Origin of the sequence: Chryseobacterium tructae, assembly GCF_030409875.1 — a bacterium.
Classification (GTDB): domain Bacteria; phylum Bacteroidota; class Bacteroidia; order Flavobacteriales; family Weeksellaceae; genus Chryseobacterium; species Chryseobacterium tructae.
In genome coordinates this window covers 1,891,322-1,917,473 of sequence record NZ_JAUFQR010000001.1, presented here as the reverse complement: position 1 = coordinate 1,917,473, position 26,152 = coordinate 1,891,322, and the positions used below count along the sequence as shown (strand labels likewise).

Sequence of the window (26,152 nt, the reverse complement as noted above, 5' to 3'; positions counted from 1 at the left end):
ACTATAGATGGTATCTTATAGTGCTGTAATTTGTTTATCTAAAAAATAAAATGATTTTAGTAAAAATGATTCTATTAAGAATTACATTAAAATATTATGAATGGGTGTAATGGGATTAGGAAGTTCCTTTTCATCCAGCATATCTTTGAGATCTATTTCGAGCATCCGACTGATCTGGGTAATCGGAATATCATTTGCACTTCCTTCAAATGGATTAACGGAACTTTCACCAATCGTATCTAAGATGTGAAATGCCCAAGCCACTAATGCTGAAAAAGGGATGTTGAACCAAATGGTATATCCTTCCAAAAAAGTTCCGTTACCCAGTACACTATATTCCTTTAGCAAACCGAAAGGCAACAGAAAGATAAAAACAAACATGAGATAAGTGGTTACTGAAGCAAAATTTCGTGGGTACGGAAAATTCTTGATCCTTTCTGCCTTACCCTGATCATCAATCAATCTGGTGAGGCTTTGCTGAAGCTCAGCCCATTGGATATCAGTAATTACGCCTTCTTTTCTCAGCTTACCAAGATCTTCCGATTGCAATGCAATAAGTTGAGTCGCTCTGTTCTTTTTGTCTAAAATATAGGTTAGTTCGTCCTCTGAAAGATATTTGGAAAGTTCATCATCCAACTTACCCTCCCATTCAGGAATGACATATCTTCCTTTTAAAAACTGCTGGTTTGTTCTTCTCTGTGTATTCTCCCAGGAACGTTTTTCCCTTAGCTGAAATCGAAGAGCTGTAAGCCATGCCAAATGCCTGTAAATCATTTTTCGGACTGTTTCATCTTTCTTTCCGTTAAGAGCATCACGAAGTGTAAATGCAAAGCTGCGGCTATCATTGATTACAGCTCCATAGATTTGTCTGGCTTCCCATAATCTACCGTAACTGGCATTGTTCTTAAACCCTACAACAAAAGCCAAAGCTGTCCCCAGGATAGCTATCGGTTGCCATGGTAAGGAAAGAAAGTACCAACCTAAGGCATATAGAACAGTAGGAACGGTAGCAATACCTAATAACCAGAGTGTATCGCGTAAGCTCCATGTAAAAAACTCAAGAGGGGTGTAACGTTTTCCTGTGTGCATATTGTATTTATTTTAGTATTATCATCCTTTTACAAGCTCAGAAATGTCTTTCACTTCCAGAATACGTTTCTGATATCCGTTTAATGACACATTGATCATTGCTTCTGCTACTTCTTTGAGCGTTAGAAAATAAGTTTTACTAAATATTCTTAAAAAGGGAAATACCATATTAATAATCTTATAAAATCCTTTCACATTTCTTGCTCCGGGAGAAGGTTTCATAAATGCTGGACGAAAATTATATACATCCAGAGGCAACTTCATCAGATTATTTTCCGTTTTCCCTTTGACCCTTGCCCACATCTGCTTTCCTTTTTCGCTGCTGTCTGTACCTCCGCCTGAAACATAACAGAAAGTCATTCCAGGATTGACTCTGGCCAATGTTCCTGCAAATCCCATGGTAAGATCGTAGGTCACCTTCGTATAAGCCTCTTCAGTCATTCCTACTGCTGAAACTCCCAAACAAAAATAACAGGCATCATACCCTTTTACCTTATCGGAAAATAAAGAAATATCACTTAGATTATCATGCAGGATTTCTTCAATCTTAGTATGAGCATAACCACTTGACTTACGATTGATCAGTAAAATTTTCTCTACCTTATCATTGGAAATACATTCCTGTAAAATGCCTTCTCCTACCATGCCGGTAGCTCCTGTTATGATTACTTTTATTTTTGATTTCATCAGTCTTATCTTTTATTACTATTTATTATTTTACTCTATTTTCTGTTAGACAAAAATAACAGGAGAGCTATAATTGTTCATGAAACAGATTACATTAAAAAGGATACATTTTACTTATTGTAAAAACAGCAGCTTGTAAAAAGGCTGTTTCAACAATATTGAAACAGCCTCTTCATCATTATAGATCAATCTAATTAACCGCAAACGGATCTCGGTATATTGCGAAAAATTCTACTTTTCATTATAATCTTCATCCGATACTGGTTCCATCCAGTTTACCAAACCTTTTTCCGCATTGATTCCGATGGCAGTATGGATCATAAAGCCATCTGGTGAGGCTCCATGCCAATGCTTAATACCTGGTAAAATATTGATAAAACCTCCGGCTTCAATTTTTTGAACGGAACTGCCTTCCTGCTGATAATAACATACTCCCTCACGAATCAGTAAATCTGATTGCTACCATGGGTATGCCAATTGTTACGGGTACCTGGCGCAAACAATACTTCTCCCACATAAGCATCGGTTTTATCATCCGGAAAAACATAATTTTTCAACCAGGCTTTACCTGTAAAATATTCATTGGGAGCCGGGATAAAACCCATTTCTTCAATTTCTTCTTCTGAAAATGTTTTCATTTCCCTTTTTATGCTAAATTTTCTTTAAAGAAAGGGATCGCTTTTTCCAAAGCCTGTCTTACGGGCTCAGGCTGGTCATAAAGATCATAATGCGAATATCCTTCTACAACAAGTAATTCTTTTTTATCAGATGCCGCACGACGAATGATTTCATATCCATCTCTATAAGCTCCGAAACCACCAGGTTTGTCACCAATTACTACCAGAATAGGCTGTGTTAGTAAGGTTTCAGATAAGTAAAAAGCATCCCATCCCATTCCTACTCCCATCCTTGAGTATACGGCGCTGGTGGCTCCACCTGTTGTCTGTCCTCTGGACGTTTTGTAATAATCTGTTGCTTCCAGTACATCTATGTCTTCAATTCCAGCTGCTTTTCCTGCTTCAACAGATTCCGGTAACATATTGATGGTCAATAAATCTCCTCCTTTCGCTTCCGTAGAACGTTGCCCAGCGACATTATTCAATACTTCCATCGGACTTCCTCCTGCAAAACCATCCCGTAATAAACGTCCAAAGTTGACTCCTGTAATGGAAACTACTGCTTTGATACGGCGTTCTGTCATCGCAATGTTCAAAGAATAAGCACCGCCACCACAAACTCCCAAAATTCCGATTTTATCGGTATCTACATAAGGTAATGTTTCTAAGTAATCAATTGCGTAGCGCACATCATCTGTACGATGGAATGGATTCTCAATGTATCTTGGCGCACCTCCACTCTCTCCCTGGAAGGAAGCATCAAATGTCAAGACAACAAAACCGGCTTCAGCTAGTGCTTTCCCATAAACATTTCCTGCTGTCTGTTCTTTACAACTACCAATCGGGTGCATGGTTACAATTGTCGGATATTTTTTATTCTGATCGAAATCTGCCGGGAATTGCAGTATTGCAGCATTATCCCAAGCTATGTTTTTGAAAGTTACTTTTTTCATAATGTTTTATTTTTTTAAAAAATTTTAGATTCAGTGCTAGACTACCTGTATCTACGCGGGATACATTTTGTTACTATTTAATCTAGACCTTTATTTGGTAAGAAAATCTCGGAATTTTTTCTTATTAAGCTAATTTTTCAGTAAAGAAAGGCGCCAATTGTGAAACGGCTTCGTTCACATAATTTTCTCTGTCGTATAATGACATGTGATTGGCTCCTTCAACAATATATTTTCTCTTATCAGCAGTAGCTGCAATTTTAAGTAAATCATCACTCATCCATGCGCTTCCTGCTACACTTCCTACAATAGCTAATAAAGGTTGCGTAAAGAAAGCCTCTGCTTTGTTATAGGCATCATAAGAGATAATTTGAGTTAAGCTTCTTGCTGTAGCAAATCCTGGAGCTGTAGGATACTGACAACGGTCTGTATGGTAATATTCCCATGCTTCTCTCAATTCTTCGTTAGGAGCATCTTCTTCTTTCATTGGTGCCAAAGGAATGCTCTGGATTCCTTCTTTTGCATCTGCAGTTCTGGCATTGGAACCTGCTACAAGATAAGGAAGTGCATCTGCATCTTTTACGTTGTTTTCCCAACCGTTTCTGAACATAGACCCGATATTCACAGCACTTACCATACCTACAGCTTTGATTCTATGATCATTGATCGCTGCATTGGCTGTATAACCTGCTCCTGCACAAATACCCATTGCTCCGATATTGTCTGTATCTATATAAGGAAGTGTTGTCAGGTAATCTACGACAGCACTTACATCTTCTGTTCTTACATAAGGATTTTCAAGCTGACGTGGTTCTCCTGTACTTTCTCCCTGGTAAGAGGCATCATAAGCAATGGTAACAAATCCATTTTCTGCTAGTTTTCCTGCGTATAAACCTGCAGTCTGCTCCTTAACACCTCCCCCTGGGTGAGATACTACTACTGCCGGGTATTTTTTGTTTTGATCAAATCCTTCAGGAAAGTTGATTATTGCTGATAAGATAATTCCTTGCCCGTTACCATTTTTGATAGTGATTTTTTCTTGTGACATGATTTCTAAATTTTATGTATTATACTAATTATTGTTCTTTTTGATAGGTCAAAGGTAAAAAGAGAAGAGTCTTTTAAAAGGAGACATTTTACTCAATAAAAGAGACATTTTACAGATTAAGAATCTTTAACATTTTTATCTCTAAAAAAAATCTGACTTAAAAGGTATTCCGGATAGTCTTTTATTTATTGATTTCTTTAAGCCACGTTTTTACTATAGATGCTGCAGATTCAATCTCTTTTTCATTAATGGATAACGCATCCTTAACCTTTGCTCCTGCGGCAAATTCCTTAATTTCATTAACACTTTTCCCGGTACCAAATCCCTTATGGGTATTGAAGGGAATAATTGTACATCCGTTGAAATTATGGTCTCTCAAAAATGTTCTTACTATAGGAGGAAGCCTGCTGTCCCATACAGGATATCCAAAAAAAATCCGATTATATTGTTGGGGATCAATATTCACTTGTTTGAAATCCGGAAGTATTTTTCCTTTGTTTTGGCGTGACATTTCATCAACTGCTGCCTGAAATCCTTCAGGATAAGGCTGTACAGCTTCTATAACCAGCATATCAGCTCCTATATTGTTTTCAATAAGTTCCGCAATCCTTTGTGTATTGCCGGAGTGTGAAAAATAAATGATGAGATTATGAGTTGCTTTCATTGATAATGGATTGATTTCTGAATATTTTGGGTGAAAGCTCGGTTTTTTTTTACGGAAAAAGCGAGCAAAGTAATTGGGATAATCAAATCCCAAACTATAAGATATTTCACTTATTGAATTATTGGTTTCCTTTAATTTATCCTTTGCTTGTAATATAACATAGTCATGAATGTGATCAATAGGTGCTTTTCCTGTAAAATGCTTGATCAGGTCCCCAAAATAGTTGGGAGAAAGGAAACTTTTCTGGGCAAAATAAGCTACCGAAGGTAATCCGGTCAAATTTTCATTCTTCTTAAAATACTCTTCAATATTTTTGTCAAATTCGTCTATCACCTTAATGTTTATGGTTTGATTTCTTTGATACAAAACCCTTAATCAATCTGAAATAAATAGTCTAAAAGTAATATAGCAGAAATATCCTCGGCATTGACGCTTGGTTTGAAATCCCATTAAGGTTCTAGTGTTTTTTCTCTTTTGGCTTATTATAAATTTTTGATACTAAATATAGTAATTCCAATATAATTTTAGCTTCCTTCTCATTTACCTGAATTCCATTCTTGGCAAGAAGAATAATTGCTTGCTCAACTGAAACATTTTTATCAATGAAATTCATTTTTCTTATTAGTTTTTCGGTTACTTTTCTTTAATAATATTTTTGAAAATGCTTGATTCAAGTCCAAAGAAAGATCAGGCAGTTCAGTTCGCAGTTTTATATTTCGCCCCAAACTATAACTAAGAAAGAAAGTAAAGGAGAAAAAAGAAATCATTAACAGCAGAAAGCCAAGACTGATCAAATGTAAATGGCTTTGGAGGCAGTAAAAAAACAGTAGGCACAGTGTCATATGCGTATTCCATTATCTGACTAAACACGCAATAAAATAATTTATAATTAAAAAATATAGCTTTATCTTTAATAGACTAAATCAAAAACAAAATTATTAATATGAACATTGCAATCATTGGTGCCGGCCCTGCTGGTGTTATTACCGCTACTGCTATTTGTAACAAAGTAAAGGATAAACTTTTATCTATAGATCTTTATGACTTCGGAACTCCATTTCGTGGAAGATCTTTTAACACTCACTCAGGGAACATGTTATTAAATACAAGCGTGGGGGTTAGTTTTATTGATCCGGACAACCCTGATGGATTTATTGATTATATAAATAAAAATAAGAAAGTACAGGTTCAGCCGGGTGATGTGGTTTCCCGTGACCTGGCTGTTTATTTTTTAGAATCCGAATTTACACTTGCAAAAAAGAATGGTGCCAACGTTAATTTTTATAAAGAGACAGTTAATGATATTAGCATAAATCATTCAGGACAATTATGTGTTACTTACAATAAACGGACTATCTGCTATGATAGCGTGATTATCACTACTGGTTTGCAGTTTTCTCCTCCTCCAGTAATAGTGCGTCACAAAAATATCATTTCACCTTACCCCGCCACGAACTTAACCAAAATTGACAAAACGTCTTCAGTTCTGATACTTGGCAGCCGGTTATCCGCTGTCGATACATTGGTTCATCTGGAAAAAAGTGGCCACAAAGGGCGTATAGATGTGTACTCCCAGAGCCAGTTGTTCCCTTCCGTTCGACATCATGTGATAAAACCAAGTGAACGTTTTTTTTTAGAACAATATCAACAGGCTGTTGAAAATCTTCCAAATAATTACTCCCGAATAACTTGTTTTTTAGAGATGTTTAAAGATTATCTTTCAAAAAAAGGAATGGTATTAAGAGATATAATTGCTGTTTATGGGAATAGTGGTGGTACACAACTGGAGCAGGATATCCGGAATTGCCAGGAAAACCGTAACATCTGGGAAAATATATTGATGGATCTTATTGACGGACTCAATTATGTCTGGCCATCATTACCATCAGAAGATAAAACAAGATTTAATAGAGAGGTTAATCCCTGGTTTGGCCGGATAGCTCACTCGATGCCGTTGGGTAATGCTGTCACTGTTTTGAAATTATTTCACAATAACCAATTAATGATGCTAAGTTCAGGCGAGCTTTTGACAGCTGATATAAATAAATACGATGTTGTAGTCAATGCAACAGGACTTCAATCCGCAGAGAACGATGTACTTTTATCGAGTCTTTCAAAGAAGAACTTACTTACGTTCAATGGTAATGGTGGTGTGCAAATTGATGAATGGACTCATCGTCTGAGAAATGATATTCCATTATATGCAAACGGTTCAATTGTTCAGGGAGATGTGTTTACAGCAAACTCTATTTATTCAACAAGTTATGGGGCAAGAAAAATAGCCCTAGACATAGAGAAGATTTTTAAAAATACAATGATAGAGCATTGATTGTTTCCACATCAACAAATAGAACAGCACTTTTTGGCATCGGATTGTTGTAAAATGGGGAAATTTTCCCCTCAATGGTTGTATTATATTTCCTTTACCAATTCTTGCATTTCGTAATAATTGATTGCTTTTTCTTTAAGAGGATTGGTACTCCATTCTTCCCATTCACTGGTGTATGGGTTATATCCGCATTTTAAAGGTTTTGAAGTATCTAAACCTCCGGAATTAGTATGAGTTCTTTCCGTATAAGCTCTACAATCTGTACAGATATATCGAAATTCACAATCTTTACAAACTTCTATGTTGTCTTTGGTCAGGTTCCAGTATTTTTTGAAATCAGGATGGGATACTGCTTCATCTAAGGTAATATCTTTAATATTCCCGAAACTTTGAGGCATGGAAGGGCAGTTTCTAATGTTACCTTCAGAATCTATGGAAATTTTTTTGTAGAGACAGGAGTTGTGGCTATTGGATAAAGTATATGTTTCGAGATTAGAATTAAAATATTTTGAAGAAATCAATCCACAACTTTTTTGATTTATAATTTTATCTTCAACATAAGTTATGATTCTATTCATATATTTCTCCTGCTTATATTTACCACATCCAAAATAAATCAGTCTATTAATTTTATCATTTGACTTAATCATGTTTTTATTGAGCAACCTATTTCCTAATTTTATCCCATAAGGCAGAATGATTTCAATACCTTTTAGAGTAGTTCTGGATAGATTATTCAAAAATTTAAAAAACATATTTAAATCAATGACATCATAACATCTAATTTGTAATTGTTTTACTCTATTGGTATCGATAAATTGTGCAATGTGAACGGAATCTTCAAGAAAAAAAGATTCTTTACTTACATCAATTATTATACTGGAAATGGGTTCAGCAACCTTATAATTTAAGTTTAGAGGAATGAGTTCTTCTATGATTCTGCTATCTATAAACCCTATTTCATTGGCTAATAAAAAATTTATATAATCTTTTAAGTATTTTTCATTTTCTTTTCCATAACTGTCATAAATTTCTTCAATGGAAAAATTGGGGAACTCTTCAATAAGTAAAGTATAGAGAGAATTTGGAATTAGGTAGTAATTATTTCTTTGTGTATCGCAAATTATGCTTCTTGTATGCCCGTAACTCACCAAGCAACAAGCAAATCTATTGAAATAAGTCATCTTATTGTATTAACATATTTTATTTGGCAAATAATATTCATATCTTATAGAATCTGTATTTTTCATGTCTTCTATTGGATATGACCCTTATTTTTTTGTATCAGCTTTACATTATAGCTGTTTGCCAAATTTTCATTTCATATTTTCATCCATATAGTTGTCTATCTATCAGATAAGCATATTATCTTAAGGATAGGCTTTTGAAATATCTTCCAATATTTCTTTTCTAAAATTAATTTTGTGTTACTGGTTTTTTAAACAAAAAGTTTGCAATAAAAAAATATTATTTTTCACAATTAACCGATAATTTTAGAGATAACTATTCTAGACCTTTCAACAGTATAACCTCTTGTCTGATAAAAATCTGAATTAGAAAACATCATTGCCGGTATATCACCCAATTTTTTATCTGATAATTCTTTTTGTATATTCCAATAACAAAGAGGAAGTTTTTTATTTTTTAATTTCGTTGTTATTTTTTTCATGATTTTTTAATATATATAATGACATTTGTTCTTCTAAATGATAATTACATGGGTGGGAAACCATTCCAAACTGTCCTACAGGATTTATTTCAAGAAAATAGTACTCTTCATCTTTTGAAACGATCATATCTATCGAGCAAGTTTTCAGATCTAATTCTTTAACCAATTCTTTTAAACTTGATTCTATCTTTATCGGTAGTTTATAGGGAACACTTCTGTTACTTTTCTTATAATTATAATTTCTAAAATCTACCTTAGTTTTCTTATCATTTTGAGAAAATATTGCCATAGAATAAAAAACATCATCTATATAGAATATTCTAAGTTCAAATTTTTTATCTATTTTACTTTGAACTTTGGTAGGAAAAATGTGGCCTTCATTTTTAATTTCACTTACTTCACTTGTATACATCATATAATGAGAATCATTATCAAAAAGCATTACAGCATCACTTATAGGCTTTGTAATTAGATTTTTTTCTATTGCTAATTTGTTAATAATCTCTATTCTATTAGTTATATAGGTTTCTGGAATATTGAGACCATGTTTTTCAGCAAGTTTAAGCGTTTTCAACTTATTTAAACTTTGACTGTATTTATTGATCCAGACTGAACTTTCTAAAAACGATTCTAGAAAATTATATATAGTTCTTAATTCGGAGAATAAATGATTTTCAAGAGTTTTATTATTATGAAATTCATTAAAAATTTTAGGTTCAATATTTAAAAAATCTTCATCAAAAGTGCGTCTAAACCAAATCGTATTTACAATTTGATTATCTATTTTTTGATTATTAAAATTAAATTCGGAATTGGAAATATCAATATAAAAGTCTTTATTTAGTAAATCATCACCATTTATTCTAACTACTACTTCATTGTCTTGTTTATGATGATACAACCAATTTAAAACATTATCTGTTGTATTCTCACCGTAATTTTTACTAAAAATAATTATCATAATGTCAATCTTAAAATTAGGCTATTTGTATATAAAAATACAAATAGCCTATTTTAGTTTTTACCTTGGATTCTAGTCATATTTAACAGTGTCATTAACATACTGAGTTCCGGTATAGCTATTTTCAGCTTTATAAGAATCTTCAGCATCTGGTAATTCTGGTTCTCTTCCTCCTCCTTTTACTGTTTGCATTTTGAATTTTTTAAGCTTTAAGCTTTCTAACTTCTTTTTCATAAAATAATTTTTAAGATTTTAATAATAATTTTGTCATACAAACCCTGATATGGGTTACTGATCAGCGTTTATCTTTCTGCACTGTACACATACAAAAAGATATTTCTCCGTATCAGATTTTTCAAATGTATTACACATAATTCACACAAAAAAGTAAAAATTATAGCTTTTTATAGCCTATTATTTTGTGTTTAAAAAAAATTGTATACTTTCGTTTTACTAAACTTTTCACGAAACCATGAATAGAAAGCTAATTGCTGTAAGAAAAGCAAAAAAAATGACGCAGGCAGATATTGCAACTTACCTTAAAATAAGCCAGACTCAATATCAAAAAAGAGAAACAGGAAAAATTAAAATTTCAGATCAAGAATGGGTAGATATTGCCAGATTGTTGGATGTTTCTGTAGAAGAAATTTTTGAAGAATATACTAGTCAATATCTTGTAATACAAAAAAAGATAGAAATCTTAAAACTACAACTAAAAGCACTCAGTTTGCAGGAGAGTATTTAGATTTTTTTAAGCTATTATCGACAGAAATTTAATTTTATAAAAAGCTAGAAAGCGCCACTTTAAAACAAGTGGCGCTATTTTTTTAAAGATATTTTTAATCAATTTCCAGTTCTTGAAATACCAAAATATAGTTTGTTTTAGTCTTAGTTTACACTATTTGACTAACCTATTGCCTTATAGACAATGGATCCAAGCTTCTCTAGTATAGCTTGCAGACAAAATGTTACCACAGTTTACATTATTATTTACGTCATCACAATCTAACATTGATCCTTGCTGAGAAAATGTGAATCATTAGAAAATAAAATTTCTTTCATCGGAAGAAAATAAAATTCTAACCGATAAAATTTCTCTTTCACCGATTTTGATTTGAATTCGTTTCTCTCCATTCTACTTTTGAATCAGAAATTAAAACGATCACTATGTCTTTATTTACTCCGTTCATTTGGCTTCTGCTCATATCGCCAATTTTCATTCTAGCTTTCTTCAAATCTAAAAAAGGAAACCTGAAATTTCTTTTGTTATTCTTAGCTCTATTTTTAGCTGATAATTATTTACAGATATTCAGCAAAGAATTGATTCCTCCTTTTTTAGGATTAAAGTTCGCCTGGGTTGGAAAACTTCTAAGTTTAATCTTGTCTTTATCGGTCATCAATTTCGTGAATAAAAATGACAGAAAAGAAATTGGATTCACGACTTCCACTACTTCAAAAAGTCAAATCAAATACGGAATTTTCGTTTTTCTGGGATTCTTGATTTTCGATTTTATTTTCAAACTCATTCTATTTCCAAAAGGCGGGGAATTTGATTGGGAAACATTTGTTTTTCAAGCCACAATGCCAGGTTTGACGGAAGAATTATTATTCCGTGGAATCTATCTATGGATTTTTGACAAAGTCTTTTTACCCCATTGGAATTTCAAAGGAATCCAATTCGGTTGGTCATTTGTTATTGTGACAGTGCTTTTCGGAGTTGCTCATGGCATTGTTTTGACTTCGGATCATCAATTCAAGTTCGATATTATCACGATTGTTTACCTCACCTTGATCTCATCTTTAAGCGTTGGAATTCTTAGAAAATTCGCCGGAAATCTTATCTACCCTGTTGTGGGTCACAATGTAATCAACCTAATGAACGCTATTATCAGAATTCTTTAATTTTAAAAATATATAATTATGCTTATCACACTCAAAAAAGTTTCACTACTTATTGTTTTATTCGTTTTCAGCTTTAGTTTTTCTCAGGAAAAAATCAATGTTCTGTTATTAGGAACCTATCATTTTAACAATCCGGGAAGTGATGCCGTCAAAAATGCTGAACGCAATATTTTAACTCCAGAAAACCAGAAAGATCTGGATCAAATCACTCAATCTATTATTTCAAAATTCAAACCGGATCAGATATTTGTGGAAAGTAATTTTAATAAAAAAGATGATTTAAACAACCAGTATCAACTGTATCTCAATAATCAATACAGCAAGTTTACAGACACTGTAAAAAAACCACGGTATAAGCGATATTATATAGAAGGAGAAACCTCTCAACTGGCTTTCAGATTAGCAAAAAGAGCCCATATCAAACAGATTTACCCAATCGACAGCCTTATAGAAATGAGATTGGATATCCTTAAGAAAGAAATGTATTCAAAGAATGAAACAAAGGTACTTTTTGAAAAAGAACTAGCCAAAATGACCCAATCAAGTAATAGATGTATGGAAAAAAAATCATTAAGGGATGTTTTCATTTGCTTCAATGAAAAAGAAGATCTGGCTAGGAATAAAGGTTTTTATATTTCTATGGCTAACAAAATCAATTCTGACGGTAAATATTTCGGTTCAAATCTGGTTGCAGATTGGTACAAAAGAAACCTGATCATGTATGCTAATATTCAGAATCAGCTGGAACCTAAAGCTAAGAATATTTTTGTTCTGGTCGGCACCGGACATGCTGCCATCTTCAAAGAATTTTTTGAAAATGATGAAAATTTTAATGTAATTGAAGTGGGTGATATTTTGTAGAATAATCTCAATCCGGTTATTAATTCTAATCTCAAAAGCTTATTTTTGAAATGCCTTTCAACAAAAGAAAAATGCACACAGAACAGAAACAGATCGAAATTATTGCTAATCAAAATTTCTTAGTGGATTTTGAGAAATTCTATAACAAAAGTCCCAAAATAATTTTCCATTTTCTGATGTGGTTTGTATTTTCGGTTTTGCTATATCTTAATTATTATTGGGAACTCAAATTGCCTGTTTTTGACAGCGTTATTTTGACCATAAGAAATGCAGTAAACAATATGGTTGTTTTCTACGCCTTCTTTTACTTATTAGTTCCGAAAATACTTCTGTTAAACAGAAAGGTATCTGTTGTCTTACTGATTCTTAGTATACCGGTTTTGATTTACATTTGGGTGACAGTCAATCATTTTATATTTAAAATTTACTATCATTTAGGCTTCGAAATCAATTTTCCGGTTTATAAAGACATCATCAAGCGAAATGGTTCCAGAAGCTTGATGGAAGCCATAAATGTAAAGGCAGTTGTCGCCAATTCAGTTCTTGTCATCTTTTCAATGCTGCCATTTTTCTTCGTTAAGATTTTGTTGGAAATCATCAAAATTTATAACAGAACTACGGAATTACAACAACAAAAATTAGAAGTTGAAATCCAGAATATCAATATAGAAAAAGACTTTCTGAAATCGCAATTGAACCCGCATTTTCTCTTCAATACGTTGAATAACCTTTATGGTCTTAGTGTCAAGAAAGATGACCTTGCACCAGAAGTGATCCTTAACCTTTCCGACATCATGAGCTACACCCTTTATGAATCTAATTCTGAAAAAGTAGCGCTGGAAAAGGAAATCGATTTCATCAAAAATTATTTTGAACTCGAAAAAATGCGTTATCCAAAAGATAAAAACATTCAGTTGGAAATCTCTGGAGAAGATGAAATTTCCGGACTTTATATTGCGCCTCTAATGACTTTTACTTTTATAGAAAATGCTTTTAAATATGGTTTACGAAGCTCTCAAAATCAGTTCATCAAACAAGAAATCGAAATCAGAAATGGCCTATTTTATTTTGTTTTGGAAAATGATATTGACCCAGCAGAAATCAAAAAAGAGTTTGGGGGAATCGGGCTGAAAAACATCAAAAAGAGATTACAACTACTCTACCCGAACCAACATATTCTGAATATCCAAACTTTGGAAAACAGCTTCAGAATTGAACTAAAAATTAACTTATAACGATGGAAAAATTACGTTGTGTCGTATTGGATGACGAACCGATTGGAAGAGAAATTATTGAGAATTTCGTTAAGGAAATTCCATTCCTGGAATTAACTGATTCTTTTGGAGATTCTGTGGAAGCGCTTATGTTTCTTCAAAATAATTCTGTGGATATTATTTTTAGTGATATTCAGATGCCAAAAATCAATGGTTTGGATTTGGTCAAGACGTTGGAAAATCCACCGGTTATTATTTTCATTACGGCTCACAGAGATTTTGCTTTGGACGGATTCGAAACAGGAGCTACTGATTATCTGGTGAAACCTGTTCGATTTGATCGTTTTATAAAAGCTGTAAATAAAGCAAAAGATTATCTCAATCTGAAACAAAATTCAACGGTTCATCAGGTTAATTCTGACCGGATTTTCATCAAATCAGACGGGAAACTCACGAAGATTCTTTTAGATGAAATCCTTTATGTTGAAGCGCAAGGAGATTATCTGAAAATCGTTATTAATAATGAATCTTACACCACTCTTGCCACGTTGAAATCCATGGATGAAGTTCTGGCTTTACCCAAATTTTTCCGGGTTCAGAGATCATTCATTGTTAATCTGGAAGCCATCAGAAGTCTTAATGGAAATATGGTTGAATTAACCAATGGAAAAAACATTTCTATTGCCCTGAATAAGAAAGAGGAGTTGTATCAGGTTTTGGGGATTAGATAATTATTCAACATACTGAAAGAAGATAACAGATCTCATTTAGGTAACTATGTATAATTATCCTCATTTATTTTTGACTCCTGACACGCTGCTGTCACTATACGGGTGTAAGTTTGCATCATTAATTAAAATAAAATGACAAACGAAATGAACTTAGTGTCTAACTTAACTAATTTTCCCAACCCCACTCTTATTTCAGTCAATGGTGTAGAACTGGAAGTTTTTGAAGCAGGTAAACAAAATGCGGGAAAACCTATCGTACTCTGCCACGGCTTTCCGGAACATGCTTTTTCCTGGCGTCATCAGGTACCAGCACTTGTTGCAGCGGGTTATCATGTCATCATCCCAAACCAGAGAGGTTATGGCAACTCATCCCATCCGGCTGAAGTAACTGAATATGATATTGTACATCTGACAGGTGACCTGGTCGCACTACTCGATCACTTTGGATATGAAAATGCCACTTTTGTTGGCCACGATTGGGGAGCAAATGTCGTTTGGAATCTGGCACTATTGCATCCTGAGCGGGTAAATAAAATAATAAATCTGGCTTTGCCTTATCAAGAGCGTGGAGAACAACCATGGATTGAGTTTATGGAAGCAATATTTGGAGGAGACTTCTATTTTGTTCACTTCAATCGACAACCGGGAGTAGCAGATGCTATAATGAATGAAAACACCTCTCAGTTCTTCCATAACATATTCCGTAAAAATATACCGCCAGCACCTCCAGAACCGGGAATGCTAATGATCAATCTTGCAAGAACAGAAAATCCACAGGGAGAACCCTTAATGGAAGACAACGAACTGGCTGTATTTGTTTCTGCTTTCGAAACATCAGGATTTACAGGAAGTATAAATTGGTATAGGAACCTTGATAGAAACTGGCACCTGATGGCAGATGTAGCCCCAATCATTCATCAGCCGACTCTTATGATATATGGAGAACAGGACACCATTCCAAAATCTGAAAATCTAAAAAATATTGTTCCTAATCTGGATGTTGTGAGTCTGGATTGTGGCCATTGGATTCAACAGGAAAAGCCGGAAGAAACGACCCAGGCAATTTTAAAATGGTTAGAACAGCAGAATGTTTAACAAGGAAGTAGAAGCATACTATCCTCAAAGCCAAACAGGTTAGAGACAAAAATATTATCTCAGCTGTAAGGGAAATATTTTCTTTCATCTTTCTATATATTATTGTTGTTTTTCAATTCAAGAATAAGATATTGAACGTACTAACAATTAAAGGTACGTACTTCAGAGTTGACATCTTTTTCAAATCTATGTATTTCATGTCATCATTTACAAAAAATTGACACATAATCTGATACAGGATAATTTCTAAATTTCGATGAATAAAGAAATTCATATTCTTTGATAAACTCCTGTCATACTATGACAAATTGAAGAAAATTGACAGGAGTTTTCAAAATAAAAAAATATTGTGTCTTTAGAACCTTATCAAAATGAGTAGCCCACGTTATGACAGTTTCCTGATTGAATCATTTAAAGCTTGGTCATTATTAAATAACCAAAATTATCACTATTAATAGGCATTCTCATAAAACATGATTTTGTATTAAAGGCATCCCCTCCTGCATAATTAATAAAAAGAGCAACTTTTTCATTCGGTTTAGTACTTTGATAAACGACACTTAACATTTGAGGATTAGCATGAGTATACGGCTCCACAGATACTTTTCCATGAATATTCCTTCTTGCAGTTAAGTAATTTCTGAAAGTGTTATTCACTGAATAAACGGAAGTGCCACTAGCAGCAGTCCCAAAAATCGTATTTACCATAATCTGTCCTATATTCGCTAAGGTGCTTGGGCTACCATTACAGGTCGCAGTCTGATACATTTCAAAAACATAAACTCCGGGTTCGGGAATAATCAAATAGTCAATATTATTCACAGATTGTCCATTAATACTCCCGGACGAGTCATTTCCAAAACTAATCCCAATAGTATTACCAAGTACATTACTACCCGCAGAAAAGGGAATATTACTATATATATTGGGATCATACAATGAAAAACTTCCAAATTTTGAACCACTGCGTTTAAAATAGAAATATTGAGTTTTGGTAGGGATAATCTTTATTCCTCCATTAGCATCTAGAGCCAAAGTTTGATAAGGGGATGTTAAAACAGGTAAATTTTCATGTTTTACATCTGTATTGACGTCAAGAATAGTTGAAGGGGAAGACGTCCCTGTATTGATTCCTACATTTCCATTATCGAGAACCTTTAACAATTCCAGATTATCAGAATTTTTAAGAATCATAGCTTTAGTAGTTGATGTATTACTCTTAGAAACTACATCTACCATTGCTGAGGGAGTTGATGTATTAATTCCTATCTGCCCAGAAACTTTCAGGCATATTAAAATGGTAAGTCTGATGATTTTTTCTTTCATAGCTTAAGCATTACAGTTTGGAACATTCAAAGTAACTTTATTGGGAAGTCCTGGAGGATCTACAAATGAACACGAGTTGGATGAGAATTTATCACCTACACCATAGTTTACGGCAAAAGCTATTTTTTGATTTGCAGCAGTCGTCTCAAAATCAAAAAAACATTATGAGGAAGTGCAAAATTATAAGAGTTTGGTGCCACTTCGCCAGCATTAGTTCTAATAGTCAAAGCATTATAGCGAACAACCGCCAAGCCATTATAAACAGTACTCCCTGCATCTGCCTTAAAGAGGACAGTGCCTATTCCCAGAAAATTAAATCCTGAATGTGCAGTAGGCTCTCCTGTACAGGAAGTATAATAATTTAAATTTATTTTATAGACGCCTGCTTCAGGAAATGATATACAATTGACATTCGATCCAGAACTTGTAATACCATTTATGTTAAACATCACAGAACTATCTGTACCAAATCCCGCATTAATTGTATTCGTAACTGACTGGGCAGATGTAAGAGGAATACTGGTATATTGATTTTGATCTGCAAGCGGGAAATTTGGTATAGCTACCGTTGAAGCTATTGTCATATAAAGGTATTTGGTAGGTGCAGGGACGTAGGTTCCTACTGTTCCATCTCCTTTTATTGCCAAAGGAGACAAGTTACCTGAAATTACAGGTAAATTTTCATATCTGAGACTTCCATTCGTATGCAATTTCGCTTTAGGAGAAGGAACATTAATCCCAACATTTCCATTATCTAAAACAGTTACCATCTCCTGCCCATTAGAGTTATTTATTTCCAATGCTTTGGTTCCATTGGTATTTCCTTTAGATTTAATGTCTAATGTAGCACTAGGGTTAATTTCATTAATGCCTACCTGAGAAAGTAATGGAACAGAAACCAATACCTTAAAAAAAAATACTATTCTTTTCATTTTATTGTGGTTAAAGAAGATTATAAATTCTAATATCATTTTCGATTACAAATGAATGAAATCCTTAATAAGAAAAGGGAAAAAGCCATCCCTCATTAGCCACCCGATATATAAATGACTAAATATCAGAAAACTAAAAACCCCAATATAGTAAGAGCAAGAATCTCTTTACGCTCCATCTATATACATTCTGATCCATACCATAAGATCTTCTTGTGACTGAAGATTCAGCCTTTTCCTAATATTATATCTATTATTTTCAATTGTTTTACCTGATTTAAAGGTATATTTGCAATTTCTTTGGTAGAAATCCCTAAATAAATATAGGCACAGAAAGTGAGTTCAGAAGATTTTAGCATCGGGTTTATTTCTAACATTTTTAAGCAGAACTCAGGGTATACTTCTTGAAAACGTCCAAAAAAATAAGGGGAATTATTCTTAACCAAATCAATAAGCTCAGGGAGGGCATCAGTTACTTTTTTTTGCAACTCTCCAATTTTTTGTTCTCTTTCTTTTATTTCTGATTCTTTTTTGTGTATTATTATTTTCTGTGCACTAATGATCTCACTCTTTTTATTTTTTATCCTTCGCTCATGAACGATAATGGTTACCAAAAAAACAGTAAAAAATAAAATTATAAAGACAATAAACAAGGTATTGTTTTTCATTAATTTATTCTCTTCAGTCTGTTTCTTTACCAAAGTCCGGTTCAATTCTTCTTGAACAATCTTACTATCACTCTTCGAATCTAGTGTACGCATACTTTCTGCTTTTTGAAGATAATAGATTTCTTTCTCCCGATCACCTAACAGCTTATAAGTTTTAGATATTTTAGCATTTACATTAGCTGCATTTTGTCTGAACTTATGTTTATTTTCTAAACACTTTAAATAAAAACTAACTGCCTTTTTGAAATTATGAACCTTAAAATAATAATCTCCATAGGTTTCATAGAACGGAGCCAGAAATTTATATTTTTCAAAAATAGCCTGATCATAAGCCTTTTGAATAAAAGAATAGGCGGAATCAGGTTTATTTTCTTCAAGAAAAATCCAGCTTTTATAAAAATATATAAATGCCCTATACCTGTAAATATGTTTAGCAGAAAGATAATCTTTGAGATCAATTTTTTCAGAAATGGCAATAGAGATATCAGCATAGTGATGTGCCATTTTATAATTACTCAATTCTGTATAATAGTCAGCAATTCCTATGTACATATTGGATTTGATAAGTTGGGATTCCAAATCATGTCTGGATTTTAACAACTTCAACACTTCTAAGTTTTTTTGGTATGCCTGCTCGAAGAGAGACATTCTGCTATAGTAAGTTGACTGAAGACCCAGGAAAGATGCTTTCAATATAATATCATTCTGACAAGCTTTTTCCTGAAGACCTTTTTCCAAATAAGGAAAACACTCATCAAACTTTCTGAAAAAAATTAATGACTTAGCTATATAAAAATAAGACTCTGCTCTTTTCTGAGAATTATCTGACTGTTCAGCCATAGATAGAGCCATTTTTGCTGAACTCAAGGATTTTTCAAAATCTACGAAAATCGTAGCATCTGATAATTCCAGTAATTTATCAATATCTAAATCCCTCTGGTTTTGAAAAGGATACAGAAGCGGGCTCAATATCAAAAATAGTAGAAAACAAAACTTTTGATATGTTAACATAGTACTATGGATTTAAGGTAATAATAGATTGTAAGACCTATGTATGATTGAAGTGATGGTAGATTTAACTAACGTTTTCAAATCAAAGAATTTATAATAGGCTGAATTGAAAAACGTTGTTTGAATCCAGCTAACCCATCAAAAGTATATCATGTTCATTTTTTATCTGTATCACCTAAAGTCACCATAGAGAAAGTATTCAAAATTCCAACCTGTTCAAAAAAATATGGCCTGATGACACTCAGTAAGAAAATAATGTTTTTCATAAAGCAAAGTTTTTATTGTTAAAATAATTTTAATTTAGCTTTGTGTTTAATGAACAGATGATTCAAATGCAATGTTTCTATATTTATATTCATTAAAAGAATATTTACTCAACACTCATTACTATAGTAGATCTTTTTCCATCTCGTGATGGTATTTCTGCTCATCTTAAAGTGCGCTGCCAATTGAGTGTTGTTTATTTTATTTTTCTTTTGAAAGTCTAGTATTTGCAAAATGTCAGATTTTTGATAGGCCCGGTATTTCTGGCTATTTTTTTCAGAGGAAGAAAAAATAAACATATTAATCTTCAGAATATCCATTACAAAAAGTTCTCTTTTTTCTAATAGGTCTTTACACTGATCATATTTATCTGGATGCTTAGAAGTAATAATATCCAGATAAATTTGTCTGAAATCAGGTCGTTGATATTTCCCCATATCCTGTTTAAATTTCTTATTAATCAATACATTATTATTAAAGTTCTTTTATTTACTATATTTTTCAACCCATCTAAAAAGAGTCGTTTTAGGTATTTTGTAACGATCCATTACTTCTTTTTTGGTCATATTATTTGTCTGAATTCTTTCCAGGATAAAATCAATGACTTCTTTGGTATAAATATTTTTACGAAACTGTGGCAGTTCTGTTTTAATTTCTTTTTTGATTTCTGAAGATGGTGGAGCATACAGTATAAGATGCTGTGAATAGATTCTGAAAAAATCATATTCTAAAAGTTTACTCCATCTCAATAGGGCTTCAGTATCTATACTTTTTGTGTCATATACCTGCAATAAATTATTTTCAGAACATTTCATAAAACTGCAGATTCTTGAAATTTCTATTTTTTTTTCTATAACCCTTTGTTTAATGATAATTCCGATATGAATATCTTTAAAAGCTTCCATGTTTTTATATTTTTTAGAATGGTTATATGTATAACAACTTCTATTAAAGAACTATAATAAAATCAGCCATACTCTTTACCATTTCTTTATGATCATCCATCGTGTTAATTACACTGGCAAATGAACATAATTTGACAAAAAAAAGAAAAATAAGAAGCCCTCATCCATCCCTCATTAAAATAATAAACTGATTAACAAATATTTACAAATATTAAAACCCACCATAGAATAAAAAGAAAAGAGTTAACCTTTAGTTTTTTATAAAATATTTCTATAATCTTCCATACCATAAAAACTCATTTTAAGGGGGTGTTACTAAAACAAGCACAGTCTTGGGATACCATATTATGATCGGGAGATTTAAAATATATAGCCTATTGCCAACAAGTATTAAAAAGAAAGCAATGCTCCAATTATTATTGAAATTGCAAACCAGTTAAATGTTTTATAATCATCATAAAAGAGGAAAGTAAAATAAATATAATATAAAGCTAAACGACTTATAATAAACTTCTTGTATTTGAAAAATTTGAGACAAGAGGGTAAAAAAACAAATAAGCCCGTTTTCACAAAATTGATTTTCTGACTACGATATTTTTAATGTCTGAGTATAAATAATCTAATTATTTACTTATTTTAATCTTTTCAAAGACATTTGAGTAATTGGCCCTGAGCCCGTAGTACCAGAGCTTAGGTGTCTTATAGTTACGCTGGATGTATTTGCTATTCGGAATGAATATATATTAGCGGCTAACATAGGAATAGAGGTTAGCAGAGTGTAAGTCTGTAAACCACCGGTTGGAGCTGCAAATTGATCGTTAACTCTTGCTACCCATTTGGTATTTGTATTATCCCAGATCCCTATTGTTGGATATGTTCCATTAGTTGTTGATAATTGTGCATTGATTGTGATTTGATAAACACCGTCAGCTGATATTTTAAATGAATTAGTAGTACCTGAACCCGTATAAAGGTTTTCATTATCTACAATTTCATTATTTAAATTTCCTATTGAAACTGCAGGACCTGTACCGATTTCTGTATAATCAGCAGACATTTGCTCTATTATTTCTTGGGCCACCAGAAACTGACCATTCACTACAATCACAGTTCCGGTAGAGCTTGGAACCCCTGCAAGGTTTTGCCATGTAGGCGCGGCATCCGGCCCATTAGATTTAAGTACCTGGCCAGCATCTCCTGCAGAACCGGCTGTAGAAGAAGTTCCTCCTACATTCAATTCTTTTACAAGCTGCAAAGACCCGTTAACGTGCAAAGTTTTTTGAGGAGTTGCGGTATTAACACCTACCTGTCCAAATATGGATAGACTTATCAGTAAAAAAATACTAAAATTTATTTTTTCTCTCATTTTTACATTTTTTAATTATTAAGACATTTATATTTAATTTATTCTTTTGATTCTCTATTTAATGACAAGATATATTACATGGTAATTTTAATATATATCATCCTATTTCTTATCACTATAATAAAATCACATCTATAATGAATATCAATATTAAAAACTGCTGATTGTAAAAGAACAAAATGCATTCAAAAAAAGAAAAAAATCAAACCCTCATCAGACCCTCTATTAAAAAAAAACCTCATTACCAACCAATTAATAGAATAAAATTTAAATATATTAAGACAAACAATTAAAAAAAATTACACCTTTTTTCACTAAGCAATTACACATTTTGCTATAAAAAAAGAACCTTTTTCAGGTTCCTAATTACTATAACTAACAATCATCTCATGGAGTACCATCGATAACCTTCTGATTCATTTACTCAATCAAAGAGCACGGAGTAAGAATCAATGGCATACTTCACAAATCTTTATTCCTTATCTTTTCTTTCTTTTTATTTCCGGTTTTGTTTTTTATTGTTTATATAGATGATTAGAGATGATTGAATATGGTTTAGGAGATCTCCAATTATAATTCTTGTATTAATACTGCTGTTTCTGCATAAGGATCTTCTATTGATGTTGTAACTATATTAGCGTCTGTTCTTTTATTAGTTATACGAAGTTTTATTTTTTTTATTGAGGTTCCGGTATTAATCATACATAAAGCAGGGCCTCCTTGTGAATCATTACTTACTTCCGTGGAAGGTTCACTATATCCCCTTGAAGCAACTGTGCAAACTGAAGAATTATTCGATGTTGAATCCACAATTTCATAACTTGCCCAGCTTTGTGTGCTATTGGAGTTTTTTCCTATTGCTAAATATCCAGTAAGAAGAAATGTTTTCCCCGCCGGAAGACTAATAGTAGATCCATCTATAATTACCCCATCGCCTTGTCCTGAAGATGAGTTAAAAGTAATATCTCCAGCAACATCAGCTGCTGGTATGGTCTGGTTTGTATTCTTACGGACAATCTGAAATATTTTTGAACTGGCTGTTACAGGAACTAAGGGATCCCATTGCAGTCCTGAGAAATAATAATATTGATTTAAGGTGGTATCAAAGACTAAGGTTGCTTTTGCCGGTGAAGATATTGCATTTCGCTGGGCAGTTGTCATTCGTGGCATCAGAAACCATCTGTTATACTGCTTACATCTAATGCCCCAGAGGGATTATTTGTACCTATTCCCACATTTCCATTATCTTTAGCTACAAACTCAGTACCTGCAGTCCTTGTAGTACCGTCAGCTTTAGTGCTTAGTTTTACCATACTGCTGGTGGGATCATTTAACCAAGCATCATTAGTCATATCAGCATCTACAGGAAAAGTACCTATGCTCAATTTTTGCCAAAAATTACCATCAAAATAATAGTACCCTTCTGTAGTAATATTGGCTGTTTTACTCCCTACTGTTGGTGAACTTACAGCTGCTGTGACATAAACAAGTGTACCCTTCTGATCATTGCTATATTGAGCATCTGCCGCTTTAATCTGATTACCTGAAAGACGTGGGGCAATAATTCCTTCGGGTTTACTGCCATCTGCGGTTCTATTTGTTACATCTAGTGTGGCTTTAGGTGCAGTATTATTGATACCTACTTGAGAATGAGCGTGAGTAGCCGAAAGCAGTATTCCTATTAATAAAGTCTTTTTCATTTGTTTAAATAATTATTAAATTTAAAAATGGAAACTAAGATCTTTTGAGGTTCTTACAAATATGTTCTGTATTTCTAAATAATGTTTATAATACAAGAACCATAAGTACAAATGAACGAGATTTATATAAAAAGGAAAAAAAAGGAAGCCCCCATCAATCCCTCTATAGATACATTAATGGTCATTATCAAAATATTGAAAGAGTCAAAACTCAGATATGGCAAAAAATAATTCGAATTGTCTTTTTCTACCAGTAGCTGATATCATTTTAACAAAAAAAATCTACCTCGTTACTGAGACAGATTCATTTATAACCAATAACAGCCTCATTGGCTACCTAGCATCTATATACTTTCTGATCCAGATCATTAGATCTTCCTGTGGAGCTAACCTTAGTCTTTTTCTTAGATTATACCTATTATTTTCAATTGTTTTAATTGCTTTAAATGTATATTCAGCAATCTCTTTCGTTGAAAATCTTAAATATATATAGGCACAGAAAATAAGTTCAGAAGATTTTAGCATAGGATTTATTTCCAGCATTTTTGTACAGAAATCAGGATATACCTCCTGAAAACGGCAAAAAAAATAAGGGGAGTTATTTTTAGCCAGATTAATAAGCTCAGAGAAGGAATCATTAACCTTCCTTTGTAATTCTCCAATCGTTTCCTCTCTTTCTTTTATTTCGGATTCTCTTTTGTATAATATCATTTTTTGTGCATCCATAAGCTCACTATTTTTCTTTTTTACGCTTTGATGGTGTGCTATAATAATTACCAACAATACAGTAAAAAGCAAAAACAAAAAAACAACAAACAAAATATTATTTTTCACTAATTTGCTTTCTGTTACCTGTTTCTTTATTAAAGTTCTATCCATTTCTCCCTCCACAATTTTGTGGTCATTTTTTAAATCGAAACTGTGCCTTTTTTCTGCTTTTTCAAGATAGTAGATTTGTTTTTCATGATCTCCCAGCATCTTATATGCCCTAGATATCTTAGTATTTAAACCGGAAGCATGCTGCCACTTGAACTTACGCTTTTCTTCTAAACATTTTAAATAAAAATCAATAGCTTTTTGATAGTTTTGAGTCTTAAAGTAATAATCTCCATAGATTTCATGGAACGGAACCATATATTTATATTTTTCAAGAACAGCCTGATTATATGCCTTTCGAATAAAAGGATAAGCCAAAACAGGCTTATTTTCTTCAAGAAAAAAACTGCTTTTATAAAAATAAATAAATGCTCTCATCCTATGGATTCGCTTAGATGAAAAATAATGAATCTGACTAATTTTTTCAGAAATTGTAATTGATTTATCAATATATAAATGTGAAGTTTCATAATTTCCCAATTCTGCATAATAGTCTGAAAGTCCCATATACATATTGGATTTAATAAGTTGGGATTCCACATCATTCCTATATTTTAACAGATGCAGCACTTCATTAATCCTTCTATAGGCCTGTTTGGCAATGACATTCTGCTGTAATAACTTGCCTGAAGACTTAGGAATGATGCTTTCAATATAATATCTTTCTGAGATGCTTTTTCCTGAATTCCTTTTTCCAGATAGGGAAAACACTCATCAAACCTCCTGAAAAAAATCAAAGACTTAGCAACATACAGATACGACTCTGATCTTTTCTGAGAATTATTTAATTTTTCTGCCTTAGCCAGAGCTGTCTTTGATAATTTCAGTGATTTTTCAAAATCTACATAAATATAAGAATCAGATCGTTTTAGTAATAAATTAACATCTAATTCTTTTTGGTTTTGCTGAGAGTATAGCAATTCACTCAGTACCCAAAATATTAAAAAATAATATTTTTTATAATATAACATTTTTGTAATATTTTTTCAGAGTATGCAAATATAATAGCAATGTTAAATTATATTTTTTTTCTAATATATTAATGAATTTAATAATAAATAAATTAAAATAATTGATAATAGACTCCACTTTTCCAAGTATAATATGATGTAAAAAAAGTAATTTCCCTAAAAAGATTGATTTAGGAATATCATTGAATTTATACAGCATAGTATTGCCTATATTTTAGGGTTATGTAGAAAAAGTTGGTTATCACTATTTTTTAAAGGTAGTGTAACTAATTAATTATCATCTTTGTCTTTTAGTAATACTCACCTAAAGATATAC

At 32.6% G+C, this 26,152-nt stretch carries 28 protein-coding genes; 7 read left to right on the top strand and 21 right to left on the bottom strand.

Annotation, left to right across the window (positions count from 1 at the left end; genetic code table 11):
* Window positions 1–81 precede the first annotated feature (81 nt).
* From QWZ06_RS09435 to QWZ06_RS09405, 7 genes are all read right to left on the bottom strand, one after another.
* Window positions 82–1,089 carry a bestrophin family protein gene (locus QWZ06_RS09435; RefSeq protein ID WP_290297502.1) on the bottom strand — a complete coding sequence of 336 codons (1,008 nt, stop codon included), beginning with the start codon at window positions 1,087–1,089 and terminating at the stop codon, window positions 82–84.
* A gap of 21 nt (window positions 1,090–1,110) precedes the next feature.
* Window positions 1,111–1,776 (bottom strand): NAD-dependent epimerase/dehydratase family protein, encoded by a 666-nt coding sequence (locus QWZ06_RS09430; RefSeq protein WP_290297500.1) that lies wholly within the window; start codon window positions 1,774–1,776, stop codon window positions 1,111–1,113.
* Between the two features lie 443 nt (window positions 1,777–2,219).
* Window positions 2,220–2,414, bottom strand: a complete 195-nt coding sequence (locus tag QWZ06_RS09425) for a cupin domain-containing protein (RefSeq protein WP_290297498.1) — start codon at window positions 2,412–2,414, stop codon at window positions 2,220–2,222.
* 8 nt (window positions 2,415–2,422) lie between these two features.
* Window positions 2,423–3,346, bottom strand: coding sequence for an alpha/beta hydrolase (locus tag QWZ06_RS09420; protein ID WP_290297496.1), 924 nt, complete (start codon window positions 3,344–3,346; stop codon window positions 2,423–2,425).
* Between the two features lie 124 nt (window positions 3,347–3,470).
* Window positions 3,471–4,391, bottom strand: coding sequence for an alpha/beta hydrolase (locus QWZ06_RS09415; protein WP_290297494.1), 921 nt, complete (start codon window positions 4,389–4,391; stop codon window positions 3,471–3,473).
* A gap of 181 nt (window positions 4,392–4,572) precedes the next feature.
* Window positions 4,573–5,388, bottom strand: a complete 816-nt coding sequence (locus QWZ06_RS09410; RefSeq protein WP_290297492.1) for a flavodoxin — start codon at window positions 5,386–5,388, stop codon at window positions 4,573–4,575.
* Between the two features lie 124 nt (window positions 5,389–5,512).
* Window positions 5,513–5,668, bottom strand: a complete 156-nt coding sequence (locus tag QWZ06_RS09405; protein WP_290297491.1) for a PTS sugar transporter subunit IIBC — start codon at window positions 5,666–5,668, stop codon at window positions 5,513–5,515.
* 330 nt (window positions 5,669–5,998) lie between these two features.
* On the opposite strand from QWZ06_RS09405, the gene QWZ06_RS09400 reads away from it, so the two are divergent.
* A complete protein-coding gene (locus QWZ06_RS09400; RefSeq protein WP_290297489.1) occupies window positions 5,999–7,384 on the top strand; it encodes an FAD/NAD(P)-binding protein in 1,386 nt (461 codons plus the stop codon).
* 83 nt (window positions 7,385–7,467) lie between these two features.
* Here QWZ06_RS09400 and gwsS read toward each other — a convergent pair whose 3' ends face one another.
* From gwsS to QWZ06_RS09380, 4 genes are all read right to left on the bottom strand, one after another.
* A complete protein-coding gene (gene gwsS / locus QWZ06_RS09395; protein WP_290297488.1) occupies window positions 7,468–8,568 on the bottom strand; it encodes a grasp-with-spasm system SPASM domain peptide maturase in 1,101 nt (366 codons plus the stop codon).
* Between the two features lie 296 nt (window positions 8,569–8,864).
* On the bottom strand, window positions 8,865–9,053 hold the full coding sequence (locus tag QWZ06_RS09390) for a hypothetical protein (protein ID WP_290297485.1): 189 nt from the start codon (window positions 9,051–9,053) through the stop codon (window positions 8,865–8,867).
* The gene (gwsG, locus tag QWZ06_RS09385; RefSeq protein ID WP_290297484.1) at window positions 9,022–10,014 is read right to left on the bottom strand and encodes a grasp-with-spasm system ATP-grasp peptide maturase; all 993 of its coding nucleotides are present in this window, start codon (window positions 10,012–10,014) and stop codon (window positions 9,022–9,024) included. The genes QWZ06_RS09390 and gwsG overlap by 32 nt, the downstream gene beginning before the upstream one ends.
* A gap of 72 nt (window positions 10,015–10,086) precedes the next feature.
* Window positions 10,087–10,248, bottom strand: a complete 162-nt coding sequence (locus QWZ06_RS09380) for a hypothetical protein (protein ID WP_290297482.1) — start codon at window positions 10,246–10,248, stop codon at window positions 10,087–10,089.
* Window positions 10,249–10,486: 238 nt separating this feature from the next.
* On the opposite strand from QWZ06_RS09380, the gene QWZ06_RS09375 reads away from it, so the two are divergent.
* From QWZ06_RS09375 to QWZ06_RS09350, 6 genes are all read left to right on the top strand, one after another.
* Window positions 10,487–10,759 carry a helix-turn-helix transcriptional regulator gene (locus QWZ06_RS09375; RefSeq protein WP_290297481.1) on the top strand — a complete coding sequence of 91 codons (273 nt, stop codon included), beginning with the start codon at window positions 10,487–10,489 and terminating at the stop codon, window positions 10,757–10,759.
* Between the two features lie 422 nt (window positions 10,760–11,181).
* The gene (locus QWZ06_RS09370) at window positions 11,182–11,916 is read left to right on the top strand and encodes a CPBP family glutamic-type intramembrane protease (RefSeq protein ID WP_290297479.1); all 735 of its coding nucleotides are present in this window, start codon (window positions 11,182–11,184) and stop codon (window positions 11,914–11,916) included.
* Window positions 11,917–11,934: 18 nt separating this feature from the next.
* Window positions 11,935–12,777 carry a DUF5694 domain-containing protein gene (locus QWZ06_RS09365; RefSeq protein ID WP_290297477.1) on the top strand — a complete coding sequence of 281 codons (843 nt, stop codon included), beginning with the start codon at window positions 11,935–11,937 and terminating at the stop codon, window positions 12,775–12,777.
* A gap of 71 nt (window positions 12,778–12,848) precedes the next feature.
* Window positions 12,849–14,012, top strand: coding sequence for a sensor histidine kinase (locus tag QWZ06_RS09360; protein ID WP_290297475.1), 1,164 nt, complete (start codon window positions 12,849–12,851; stop codon window positions 14,010–14,012).
* Between the two features lie 2 nt (window positions 14,013–14,014).
* Window positions 14,015–14,722, top strand: a complete 708-nt coding sequence (locus tag QWZ06_RS09355; RefSeq protein WP_290297473.1) for a LytR/AlgR family response regulator transcription factor — start codon at window positions 14,015–14,017, stop codon at window positions 14,720–14,722.
* Window positions 14,723–14,854: 132 nt separating this feature from the next.
* A complete protein-coding gene (locus QWZ06_RS09350; RefSeq protein ID WP_290297471.1) occupies window positions 14,855–15,817 on the top strand; it encodes an alpha/beta fold hydrolase in 963 nt (320 codons plus the stop codon).
* 411 nt (window positions 15,818–16,228) lie between these two features.
* Here the strand turns inward: QWZ06_RS09350 and QWZ06_RS09345 are convergent, their stop codons facing one another.
* The 10 genes from QWZ06_RS09345 to QWZ06_RS09300 all read right to left on the bottom strand — a co-directional run bounded on the left by QWZ06_RS09345 (window position 16,229) and on the right by QWZ06_RS09300 (window position 25,836).
* Window positions 16,229–17,143 (bottom strand): hypothetical protein, encoded by a 915-nt coding sequence (locus QWZ06_RS09345; protein ID WP_290297469.1) that lies wholly within the window; start codon window positions 17,141–17,143, stop codon window positions 16,229–16,231.
* 119 nt (window positions 17,144–17,262) lie between these two features.
* Entirely contained in the window at window positions 17,263–18,075 is an 813-nt protein-coding gene (locus QWZ06_RS09340) for a hypothetical protein (RefSeq protein ID WP_290297467.1), read from the bottom strand.
* Window positions 18,076–18,302: 227 nt separating this feature from the next.
* Entirely contained in the window at window positions 18,303–19,262 is a 960-nt protein-coding gene (locus QWZ06_RS09335; RefSeq protein WP_290297466.1) for a tetratricopeptide repeat protein, read from the bottom strand.
* Between the two features lie 866 nt (window positions 19,263–20,128).
* The gene (locus QWZ06_RS09330) at window positions 20,129–20,482 is read right to left on the bottom strand and encodes a helix-turn-helix domain-containing protein (protein WP_290297465.1); all 354 of its coding nucleotides are present in this window, start codon (window positions 20,480–20,482) and stop codon (window positions 20,129–20,131) included.
* 21 nt (window positions 20,483–20,503) lie between these two features.
* Complete coding sequence (locus tag QWZ06_RS09325) at window positions 20,504–20,923, bottom strand: transposase (RefSeq protein WP_290297464.1); 420 nt, start codon at window positions 20,921–20,923, stop codon at window positions 20,504–20,506.
* 631 nt (window positions 20,924–21,554) lie between these two features.
* Window positions 21,555–22,289 carry a hypothetical protein gene (locus QWZ06_RS09320; protein ID WP_290297463.1) on the bottom strand — a complete coding sequence of 245 codons (735 nt, stop codon included), beginning with the start codon at window positions 22,287–22,289 and terminating at the stop codon, window positions 21,555–21,557.
* 570 nt (window positions 22,290–22,859) lie between these two features.
* Window positions 22,860–23,459 carry a phage tail-like protein gene (locus QWZ06_RS09315; protein WP_290297462.1) on the bottom strand — a complete coding sequence of 200 codons (600 nt, stop codon included), beginning with the start codon at window positions 23,457–23,459 and terminating at the stop codon, window positions 22,860–22,862.
* Window positions 23,459–23,989 carry a phage tail-like protein gene (locus tag QWZ06_RS09310; RefSeq protein ID WP_290297460.1) on the bottom strand — a complete coding sequence of 177 codons (531 nt, stop codon included), beginning with the start codon at window positions 23,987–23,989 and terminating at the stop codon, window positions 23,459–23,461. Before QWZ06_RS09310 ends, QWZ06_RS09315 begins: the two co-directional genes overlap by 1 nt.
* Before the next feature lie 333 nt (window positions 23,990–24,322).
* Complete coding sequence (locus QWZ06_RS09305; RefSeq protein WP_290297458.1) at window positions 24,323–25,405, bottom strand: tetratricopeptide repeat protein; 1,083 nt, start codon at window positions 25,403–25,405, stop codon at window positions 24,323–24,325.
* 14 nt (window positions 25,406–25,419) lie between these two features.
* Window positions 25,420–25,836: a hypothetical protein gene (locus QWZ06_RS09300; RefSeq protein ID WP_290297456.1), complete on the bottom strand. Its 417-nt coding sequence runs from the start codon at window positions 25,834–25,836 to the stop codon at window positions 25,420–25,422.
* Window positions 25,837–26,152 lie beyond the last annotated feature (316 nt).